Genomic DNA, 661 nt, shown 5'->3' on the forward strand with positions numbered 1-661 from the left:
GCGACGTCTTCCGCCGTGTCCTCGCCCCCCGTCCCTACCGCCGTCCTCGCCGCCGTCCCCGCCGCCGTCCGGGGCGGCGTTCCGGGCGGCGCGGAGGCGGACGGCCAGCCGGACCTGCTCGGCTTCGGCGGCTTCCCTCCGGACCCGGGTCTCGGTCAGCCGGCCGGAGACCTCCTCCGCCCGCGTCCGCACGTCCTCCAGTTCGGCCGTGATCCGGTCCACCTCGGCGGCCAGCCGCGGTTCGCCCGCGGCGGCCCCGGTCAGGGCGGCGTGCTCCCGCTCCGCCGCGGCGAGCGACTCCTCGGCCTGCCCTGCGGTGACGCCTCCGGCGGCGGCGATGGTCTCGTCCAGCCGGGAGGCGAGGTCGGCGACCGCGTTCTCGGCGTCCTGCCGCCGCTTCAGCGCCGCCTCGTAGGCGCTCTCGGCCGCTCTCTCGTCGTCCGGGGTGGGCGCCGCGTCGGCGGGGGCGGCCGGCGCGGGGTGGTCGGGCGAACCGCAGACCGCGCAGGGGTCCCCGGGGACGAGCCGGGCGGCGAGCTCGGCCGCCATGCCGTCGATCCGGGCCTGGCGGATCTCCTGGAGCCGGTCGCGGGACGCCTGGGCGAGGTCGACGGCCTCGCTCCGGACCCGGCGGGCTCCCCAGCCGGACTCTCCAGGCCGT

General features: G+C 79.6%; 1 pseudogene. It reads right to left on the reverse strand.

The window, feature by feature from the left end:
• Positions 1 to 661: pseudogene (locus ACWJ6R_RS37600) on the reverse strand (AAA family ATPase); the annotation flags it as partial.

Source organism: Planomonospora algeriensis (assembly GCF_977012225.1).